Source organism: Promicromonospora sp. NPDC057488 (assembly GCF_042802395.1).
Classification (GTDB): domain Bacteria; phylum Actinomycetota; class Actinomycetes; order Actinomycetales; family Cellulomonadaceae; genus Promicromonospora.
This window is the reverse complement of sequence record NZ_JBHVEG010000063.1, coordinates 22603-32360: the sequence shown is the minus strand read 5'-3', so window position 1 is coordinate 32360 and position 9758 is coordinate 22603. Positions and strand designations below refer to the sequence as shown.

General features: G+C 73.6%; 6 protein-coding genes. 5 read left to right on the top strand and 1 reads right to left on the bottom strand.

The features are described 5' to 3' along the window. Positions 1-47: 47 nt before the first annotated feature. Complete coding sequence (locus ACFU5G_RS14870) at positions 48-284, bottom strand: hypothetical protein (RefSeq protein ID WP_020014780.1); 237 nt, start codon at positions 282-284, stop codon at positions 48-50. Positions 285-489: 205 nt separating this feature from the next. Here ACFU5G_RS14870 and ACFU5G_RS14865 point away from each other — a divergent pair, with 205 nt between their 5' ends. From ACFU5G_RS14865 to uvrC, 5 genes are all read left to right on the top strand, one after another. Continuing rightward, on the top strand, positions 490-3285 hold the full coding sequence (locus tag ACFU5G_RS14865; protein WP_377245811.1) for a tetratricopeptide repeat protein: 2796 nt from the start codon (positions 490-492) through the stop codon (positions 3283-3285). Between the two features lie 81 nt (positions 3286-3366). Beyond that, on the top strand, positions 3367-6312 hold the full coding sequence (gene uvrA, locus ACFU5G_RS14860; RefSeq protein WP_377245808.1) for an excinuclease ABC subunit UvrA: 2946 nt from the start codon (positions 3367-3369) through the stop codon (positions 6310-6312). A gap of 66 nt (positions 6313-6378) precedes the next feature. Continuing rightward, positions 6379-6867, top strand: a complete 489-nt coding sequence (locus ACFU5G_RS14855) for an OsmC family protein (protein WP_377245806.1) — start codon at positions 6379-6381, stop codon at positions 6865-6867. Between the two features lie 91 nt (positions 6868-6958). Continuing rightward, a complete protein-coding gene (locus ACFU5G_RS14850; protein WP_377245803.1) occupies positions 6959-7696 on the top strand; it encodes a hypothetical protein in 738 nt (245 codons plus the stop codon). Positions 7697-7767: 71 nt separating this feature from the next. Beyond that, positions 7768-9747, top strand: coding sequence for an excinuclease ABC subunit UvrC (gene uvrC / locus ACFU5G_RS14845; protein WP_377245800.1), 1980 nt, complete (start codon positions 7768-7770; stop codon positions 9745-9747). The last annotated feature ends 11 nt before the right edge of the window (positions 9748-9758 follow it).

Genomic DNA, 9758 nt, shown 5'->3' with positions numbered 1-9758 from the left:
ACCGTGCGGTGGACGGGCGCCCTCGTGCGTGACCGGTGCGGCGGGTGCTACTTGTCGCCGGCGATCGCGGGCACCTCGGCGTCCGCGAGGGTCACGAGCGCCTGGGCGTGCACGGCGTGCTGCCAGTTGCCCAGGTCCGCGACCGTCTTGATCTTGAGCTCGGCGAGCATCTCGTCGTGCTTCGGCGTGAGGCCGAGCAGCGCCGACGGCGGCGCCGCGAGGATCGCGGCGATGCTCTGGTCCTTGTAGGCCTTGTCGACGAGCTTGTTCAGGTTCAGGCTCACGTGCCTGCCTTTCGTCCGTGCGGTCGTGGATCGGCCGGGTTCTCACCCGGCCGAGGGAAGGATGTCGTGATCGGGGGCGGTATGCAACTTTTGCCCGCATTGTCGGACTGGCTCCGATCTGTCCTCACCCGCTTTGTTACCGGGGCGGCCGAGTGTGCTCCCCCCTCTTGCAGACCTGGACGTTCGTCCGGTTGACTTGCTCATCGTGGTGGTCTCGGACGTCTCGACCAGGCTGGCTGCCGCGGTCCGGGCCGCCCGTTCGGCGGTGGGCCGTGGCTCGCTCCCGGCTGCGGTCCAGGCCGTCCCGGGCGATGGCGCCCGGTGGCCGGCCGTCCTGCTCGACCCGGCCCGCGCGGTCGTCCCGTTCATGGGCCGTGAGCGGGAGCTCGACGACCTCGGCCGGTGGGCCGACACCGACGCGCCGGTCGCGCTGCGCCTCGTCGTCGCGCCCGCCGGGTTCGGCAAGACGCGCCTCGCGAGCGAGTTCGGTGACCGGCTGGGCCAGGCCGGCTGGACGGTCGTCCCGGTGCCGATCGGCCGCGAGGTCGCCACGGTCCGCGCGCGCCCGCAGGGCGACGTCCTGTTCGTGGTCGACGACGCCGCAACGCGGCTCGGCCTGGGCACGATGCTCGACGTCCTGGCCCGTCCCGCCCGTGGCCGCACCCGCGTGCTCCTCCTCGCCCGGGTCGCCGGGGAGTGGCTGCGCCGGCTGCGCTGGGGCTCCGCGCTGTGGGCCCAGCTCGAGCCCGGCGACGCCACGCAGACGGCGCTGGACCTGTCGCTGTCCCACGACCTGCCGGACACCGCCGTGCTGGAGGCCGCGCTCGCCGCGTTCGCCGGGCACCTCGGCGTCCGGGACCCGGGCCCCGGCGTCGTGCCCGCCCAGGAGCCGGACCGCGGCAACCGCGTGGTCGACCTGCACGCGGCCGCGGCGCTCGCCGCCCTCGCGGGCACGGGCGTGCCGGTCCCGGAGGACGAGCCCAACCCGGTGCGCGGGCTCCTGACGGCGGCCGCGGATTCGTGGGCCAGGTCGGCCCGGGAGGCCGGCCTGGAGCTGAGCCCGGACGAGGTGCAGGACGTCGTCGCGGCGGCCTGCCTGCTCGGGGTGGACGACACCGCGGGCGCGCGCGACGTGCTCCGCCGGGTGGTGCCCGGCGTGCCCGCCCGCGTGGGCGCGCGCTGGCTGCTCGGCCTGCCCGCCGTCGTCGCGGAGCTCGGCCCGAGCCCCGCCGGGCCGGACCGCCTCGGCGACCTGCTCGTCACCGACCGCCTCGGCCGGTCGGTCTCCCTGGTCGGCTCGTGCACGTGGGGCCTGTCGCGCAGGAGCGCCCTGCGGGTGGTGCGCGTCGCCCGGCGGCTGGAGGCCGAGCTGTCCGAGGTGCCGGCCGCGACCGCGCTGGCCGGCGAGCTCCTGCGCCGGGCCACCGACTCCTCCGGGGACGACGCGCGCGCCCTGCGGGCCGCCTTCCTGCTCAAGCGGCGCGCCGTCGTCGACGCCTCGATCGACGACGTGCACCGCGGCGAGCGGCTGGTCGAGGTGGCCAGGGACGCCGTCGGCCGCGCGGAGGCGCTGGTCGACCTGGGCACCGCGCTGCGGGACGTCGCCCGGGTGACCGAGTCGCTGGACGTGCTGGACGCGGGCGTCGAGGCCTGGCGGCGGATCGCCGCCGGCGACCCGGACCGCTACCGCACCGCGCTGGTCTCGGCGATCAACGCCATGGGCAGCGCGCGCTGGCGGGCCGGGCACACCCAGGCCGCGCTGGCCGCGCACCGGGAGGCGCTCGAGCTGGTCCGGGCCGCCCCCGAGCGCGACCGGTCGTGGTGCGAGGCCGAGATGGCGCGCGTGCTGATCAGCCTCAACGTGGTGCAGAACGACACGGGCACGGTCCAGGAGGAGGACGACACCTTCGCCGAGCTGCTCCCGATCCTGCGCAACCTGGTCGAGCGCGACCCGCGGCAGTGGGCGGTGTTCCTGACCACCGCGCTGTCCAACCGGTCGGTGACGCTCACCGAGAGCCGGCCGCAGCAGGCGGTGCCGTTCGCGCTGGAGGCCGTCGAGCTCAGCCGCGGCATGGTGCTGGAGGCGCCGCAGCGGCACCGCAACGAGCTCGGGTTCGCGCTGACCAACCTGGCCAACGCCTACGCGGCGCTGGGCCGGGACCGGGAGGCCGTGGGGCCGCTCACCGAGGCCGCCGCCGTCCGGCGCGAGCTGGTCCGGGAGAACCCCGCCACGCACACCTGGACGCTCGCCTACACGCTCGCCTCGCTCGGCGCGGTCAAGTCGCGCCTGGGCGACCTGGACGAGGCCGTCTCGCTCGAGCGGGAGGCCGTGCTGCTGCGCCGTCGCCTCGCCCGCGAGCACCCGGCGCGGTACCGCCGGATGCTCGCGGCGTCCCTCTCCAACCTCGCGGTGACGCACTCGCGGGCCGGCGAGCCGGAGGAGGCGCTGCCGCTGGAGCAGGAGGCCGTGGCGATCCGGCGCGGCCTCGCGGAGGAGGGGCAGCCGGGCGAGGAGCACCTGGCCCACTCGCTGTCCAACCTGGGCGTGCTCTACGCCGAGCTCGGCCGGGCCGCCGACGCCGTGGCGCCCACCAAGGAGGCCGTGGAGCGGCTCCGGCGGCTCGCGGGGGAGGACCCCGGCCGCTTCGAGCCCGCCCTGGCGAACGCGCTGCTCAACCTCGGCGCGGCCCTCATCGACGCCGGGCGCCTGAAGGAGGGCGTGGAGCCGACGACGGAGGCCGTGCGCCTGCGCCGCGAGCTCGCCCGGCGCAGCCCCGACGTGCACCTGCCGGGCCTCGCGGCGGCGCTGACCAACCTCGTCTCCGTGCACCTCGACCTCGGGATGGCGGACCCGGCGGCCGAGTACGCGCAGGAGGTCGTCACGGTCCGCCGGCGGCTCGTCGACGGCTCCTACGCCCACGAGCAGGACCTCCTGCGCGCCCTGGACCTGCAGGCTCGCGTGCGCCGCTCGGGCCCCGTCGAGGGCCGCGCGATCCGCTGAACGACGCGGGTGTGACGAGTCTGCCAGTGTGATCCATAGAACAGGCGTGCGAATGTCGGTGGTGCGCCCTAGGATGCCTCTGTGAGCAATCGTCTCGTCGTCTCCGGTGCCCGTGAGCACAACCTCAAGAACGTCGATCTGGACCTCCCCAGGGACCGTCTGATCGTCTTCACCGGGCTGTCGGGTTCGGGTAAGTCGTCGCTCGCGTTCGACACGATCTTCGCCGAGGGTCAGCGCCGGTACGTCGAGTCCCTGTCTGCCTACGCCCGCCAGTTCCTGGGTCAGATGGACAAGCCTGACGTCGACTTCATCGAGGGCCTGTCGCCCGCGGTGTCGATCGACCAGAAGTCCACCAACCGCAACCCGCGCTCCACCGTGGGCACCATCACCGAGGTCTACGACTACCTGCGCCTGCTGTACGCCCGCGCGGGTACCCAGTTCTGCCCCGTGTGCGGGGAGAAGGTCCAGTCGCAGACGCCGCAGCAGATCGTGGACCAGATCCTGGAGCTGCCCGAGGGCACCCGGTACCAGGTGCTGGCGCCCGTCGTGCGCGGCCGCAAGGGCGAGTACGCGGACCTGTTCAAGGAGCTGCAGGCCAAGGGCTTCTCGCGAGCCCGGGTCGACGGCGAGGTCGTGCAGCTGACCGACCCGCCCGCGCTGGAGAAGAAGCTCAAGCACGACATCGAGGTCGTCGTGGACCGGCTCGTGGCGCGCGAGGGCGTGCAGCGCCGGCTCACCGACTCGGTGGAGACCGCGCTCGCCCTGGCGAACGGCCTGGTGATGATCGAGCTGGTCGACGCCGACATCGACGACACCACGCGCACCCGCAAGTTCTCCGAGAAGCGCGCGTGCCCCAACGAGCACCCGCTGGCGCTCGACGAGATCGAGCCGCGCACCTTCTCGTTCAACGCGCCCTACGGCGCGTGCCCCGAGTGCACCGGCATCGGCTTCCGCCTGGAGGTCGACCCCGACCTGATCGTGCCGGACGACGAGCAGACGTTGCGCGGCGGCGCCGTCGCCCCGTGGGCGCAGACGTCGTCGGAGTACTTCGAGCGGGTGCTGTCCGCGCTCGCCGAGGAGATGAAGTTCTCCATGGACGTGCCGTGGCGCGCGCTGCCGGCGCGGGCCCGGGAGGCGATCCTGCACGGGCGCGACCACAAGGTGCACGTCAAGTACAAGAACCGCTGGGGCCGCGAGCGGCAGTACTCGACCGGGTTCGAGGGCGCCGTGACGTTCCTGGAGCGGCGGCACCGCGAGACGGACTCCGACTGGTCCAAGGAGAAGTACGAGGCCTACATGCGTGAGGTCCCGTGCCCGACCTGCGGCGGCGCGCGCCTCAAGCCCGAGGTGCTCGCGGTCAAGGTGGACGGTCTGTCGATCGCCGACGTCTGCCGGCTCCCGGTGGGCGAGGCCGCGGAGTTCCTCAAGGGCATCGAGCTCGGCGTGCGCGAGGCGCAGATCGCCACCGAGGTGCTCAAGGAGATCCACGCGCGCCTGGGCTTCCTGCTCGACGTCGGGCTGCACTACCTGACGCTGGAGCGGCCCGCGGGCACGCTGTCCGGCGGCGAGGCGCAGCGCATCCGGCTCGCGACCCAGATCGGCTCCGGCCTGGTGGGTGTGCTGTACGTGCTGGACGAGCCGTCGATCGGCCTGCACCAGCGCGACAACCGCCGGCTCATCGACACGCTCACCCGCCTGCGGGACCTGGGCAACACGCTGATCGTGGTCGAGCACGACGAGGACACGATCCGCGCGGCCGACTGGATCGTCGACATCGGCCCGGGCGCGGGCGAGCACGGCGGCGTCGTCATCCACTCGGGCGACTACGCCGGCCTGCTGGAGCAGCAGGACTCGCTCACCGGCGCGTACCTCGCCGGGCGCCGTTCGATCCCCGTGCCGGTGGAGCGGCGGCCTGTCGACCCCAAGCGGCAGGTCACGGTCGTGGGCGCGCACGAGAACAACCTGCGCGACGTCGACGTGTCGTTCCCGCTGGGCGTGCTGACCGTGGTGTCGGGCGTCTCGGGCTCGGGCAAGTCGACGCTCGTGAACTCGATCCTGTACACGGTCATGGCGAACCAGCTCAACGGCGCTCGCCGGGTGGCCGGCCGGCACAAGCGCGTGACGGGCCTGGACCAGCTCGACAAGGTGGTCCACGTGGACCAGGGGCCGATCGGCCGCACGCCGCGGTCCAACCCGGCCACCTACACCGGCGTCTGGGACCGGATCCGCAAGATCTTCGCGGAGACCGAGGAGGCCAAGGTGCGCGGCTACGGCCCCGGCCGCTTCTCGTTCAACGTCAAGGGCGGGCGCTGCGAGGCGTGCGCGGGCGACGGCACGATCAAGATCGAGATGAACTTCCTGCCGGACGTCTACGTGCCGTGCGAGGTGTGCCACGGCGCGCGGTACAACCGCGAGACGCTCGAGGTGCACTTCAAGGGCAAGACGGTCGCCGACGTGCTGGACATGCCGATCGAGGAGGCCGCGGAGTTCTTCAAGGCGTTCCCGGCCATCTCGCGGCACCTGTCCACGCTGGTCGACGTCGGCCTCGGGTACGTGCGGCTCGGGCAGCCCGCGCCCACCCTGTCCGGCGGCGAGGCGCAGCGCGTCAAGCTCGCCGCGGAGCTGCAGAAGCGGTCCTCGGGCCGCTCGGCCTACGTGCTGGACGAGCCGACGACGGGCCTGCACTTCGAGGACGTCCGCCGCCTGCTCGGCGTGCTGCAGTCGCTGGCCGACAAGGGCAACACGGTCATCGTGATCGAGCACAACCTGGACGTCATCAAGAACGCCGACTGGGTCATCGACATGGGCCCGGAGGGCGGCAGCGGCGGCGGCAACGTCGTCGCGCAGGGCACGCCCGAGGTCGTCGCCGAGGTGCCCGAGAGCCACACGGGCACCTACCTCGCGGAGATCCTGGACGGGCACGCGCGGGCGGGTGAGGTCCCGGTGCTGCCGCCGACGAACGGGGCGGCCAAGCGCAAGACCGCGGCCCGCAAGACCAGCCGGGCCAAGGCGGCCGCCTCGGCCTGAGACTCGCGGCGTGTCGTGCGGGGCGAAGTGATGGCCTGCGGGCCGGGCGCACCCTAGGGTGAGTCCATGAGCGGAGCCACGCATGACTACGCCGTGACGGTGCGGTGGACCGGCGCGGGTGACACGGGTACGTCCTCGTACACCGCGTACTCGCGCGACCACGAGATCGACCTGGCCCACAAGCCGCCCCTGCTGGGCTCGGCGGACCCGGCGTTCCGGGGCGACCCGGGCCGGTACAACCCCGAGGAGCTGTTCGTCGTCAGCCTGAGCCAGTGCCACATGCTGTGGTTCCTGCACCTGGCGGCGGAGTCCGGCCTGGTGGTGCGGGAGTACACGGACGCGGCGACAGGCACCATGCGCGTGGAGTCGCGGGGCGAGGGCGCGTTCACCGACGTGACGCTGCACCCGCGCGTCGTGGCGGACGCCGGCGAGCTCGCCACCGACGAGCACGTGGCCGCGCTGCACCACAAGGCGCACGCGATGTGCTTCATCTCGCGGTCGGTGAACTTCCCGGTGCACGTGGCGCCGGTGCCGCTCGCCGTCGGCGCGGCCTGACCGGCCCGCCCCGCCCGGGGCAACGGTCCCGGGCGCCCGGGCGTCACAGGTCATGACGGGCGCCGCTGGGGTGCCCGGACGAGGAGCAGCCATGCGTACGACACGGATGTCCCGGCTGGCGGCGGCGGTGGTGGTGAGTGCCGCGCTGGTCGCGACCACGGCCTGCCAGGCCGACCCGCCGCCGGAGGCGGAGACCAGCGCGCCGGCCACCCCGAGCACGGAGCCGACCGGCCAGGCCTCGCCGTCGGGCGAACCCGCTCCGGGCGAGTCCGAGCCGGGCGGCGGGCCCACCGACGACGGCGGGTCCGGCGGCGCGGGTGCGCCCTACGAGGACGGCTACCAGCCGCCCTGGTTCGAGGGGACGGACTGGTCGTGCGGCATGCCCGCAGCGGACCTGGTCCCCGTCGGCGACGACTGGACGCTCGAGGTCGCGGGCGAGCTGACGGACACCTCCGGCGGCGAGCCGTCGCACAACGGTGACCGGTTCCTGCCCGTGACGCTGACCGGGCCGGCGGGCGCGGTGCACGTCAGCCCGCCGGCGACGGTCTGGACGCAGGGCGACGTCGTGGTCGAGCTGCCGGCCCTGGCCGACGCCGCGCCCGTCGAGACCGCGGGCGGCGAGCGGCTCGACGCGGTGGCCGGCCTCCTGTCGCACTGCGTGCCGGGTCCCGAGACCGGGGGCATGACGACGTACGAGACCGAGCTGCCCGAGGGCGACTACGAGGTGCGGGCGTTCGTCGAGGTCGACCCGGGCGGCGACCCACGTCAGCTCGTGCTGAGCGACCCGGTCGCCGTCTCCGTCACCGCGGACGGCATCGTGGAGCGCTGAGCCGGCCGCGGGCGGCGGCCGACGCCGCCCGTGCGCTCCGCGTTGTCAGTGGCAGCGCATAGGTTTGTGCCATGGCGGATCCAGCAACCTATCGACCCAAGGCGGGAGAGATCCCGACGTCGCCCGGTGTCTACCGGTTCCGCGACGAGCACGGCCGGGTCATCTACGTGGGCAAGGCGAAGAACCTGCGCCAGCGCCTGGCGAACTACTTCCAGGACGTGGCGCACCTGCACGAGCGCACGCAGCGGATGGTGACCACCGCGGCGTCGGTCGAGTGGACGGTGGTGGGCACCGAGGTCGAGGCGCTCGCCCTGGAGTTCACCTGGATCCAGCAGTACGACCCGCGGTTCAACGTGAAGTACCGGGACGACAAGTCCTACCCGTACCTCGCCGTCACCCTGGGCGAGGAGGTGCCGCGTGCCCAGGTGCTGCGCGGGGCCAAGCGCAAGGGCACGCGGTACTTCGGCCCGTACGGGCACGCCTGGGCCATCCGGGAGACGCTCGACCTGCTGCTGCGGGTGTTCCCGATCCGCACCTGCTCGGCCGGCGTCTACAAGCGCGCGGGCCAGTCCGGGCGGCCGTGCCTGCTCGGGTACATCGACAAGTGCTCCGCGCCGTGCGTGGGCCGCATCAGCGTGGACGACCACCGCGCGCTGGTGCTGGACTTCTGCGACTTCATGGCGGGCGACACCGCCAAGTTCGAGCGGCGGCTGACCAAGCGCATGCAGGAGGCCGCGGCCGAGATGGAGTACGAGCAGGCCGCCCGCCTGCGTGACGACATCGAGGCGCTCCGCCGCGCCACGGAGAAGAACGCCGTGGTGCTGGGCGACGCCACCGACGCCGACGTGTTCGCGCTGGTGGGCGACGAGCTGGAGGCCGCCGTCCAGGTGTTCCACGTGCGCGGCGGCCGTATCCGCGGCCAGCGCGGCTGGGTGGTCGAGAAGGTCGAGGACATCAGCGACGGCGAGCTCGTGGAGCACCTGCTGCAGCAGGTCTACGGCTCCGCGGAGGAGACCACCGGCCCGGAGGCGCGCGACGCCGTGCCCCGCGAGGTGCTGGTGCCCGTGCTGCCGCCCGACCTGGACCAGGTCGGCGCCTGGCTCACCGGCCTGCGCGGCTCCCGCGTGGACGTGCGCGTGCCGCAGCGCGGCGACAAGAAGGAGCTCGCCGAGACGGTCCGCAAGAACGCCGAGCACGCGCTGATGCTGCACCGCACCCGGCGCGCGGGCGACCTCACGACCCGCAGCCAGGCGCTGCGCGAGATCCAGGAGGCGCTCGACCTGGACTCGGCGCCCCTGCGCATCGAGTGCTACGACATCTCGCACACCCAGGGCACCTTCCAGTCGGCGTCCATGGTGGTCTTCGAGGACGGCCTGGCCCGCAAGAGCGAGTACCGCTCGTTCAGCATCCGCGGCTCGGACGGCGACGGCGCCCGCGACGACACCGAGGCGATGCACGAGGTCATCACGCGCCGGTTCAAGCGCTACCTCGCCGACCGGCTCAGGTCGAACGACGTCGAGATCTCCGCGGGCGAGGACCCGGCCGGCGCCGACCTGCCCGGGCCGCTGCCGGGCGGCGAGGTCGCGGCCGACGCCCCCGAGGAGAAGGCGCGGTTCGCCTACCCGCCCAGCCTCGTCGTGGTCGACGGCGGCCCGCCCCAGGTCGCCGCCGCGAAGCGCGCCCTGGACGAGCTCGGCATCACCGACGTCGCGCTGTGCGGCCTGGCCAAGCGCCTGGAGGAGGTGTGGCTCCCGGGCGAGGACTACCCCGTCATCCTGCAGCGCTCCAGCGAGGGCCTGTACCTGCTGCAGCGCGTCCGCGACGAGGCACACCGGTTCGCCATCACGCAGCACCGCCGGCGGCGCAGCAAGGGCATGACCGCCTCCGTGCTCGACGACGTCCCCGGGCTCGGCCCGGCGCGCAAGAAGGTGCTGCTGACCCACTTCGGCTCGCTCAAGCGGCTCAAGGCCGCCAGCGTCGAGGAGATCGCCAGTGTGCGGGGGATGGGGGACAAGACCGCGGAGGCCGTCGTGGCCGCCCTGAAGGCGTGACGCTGGCATGC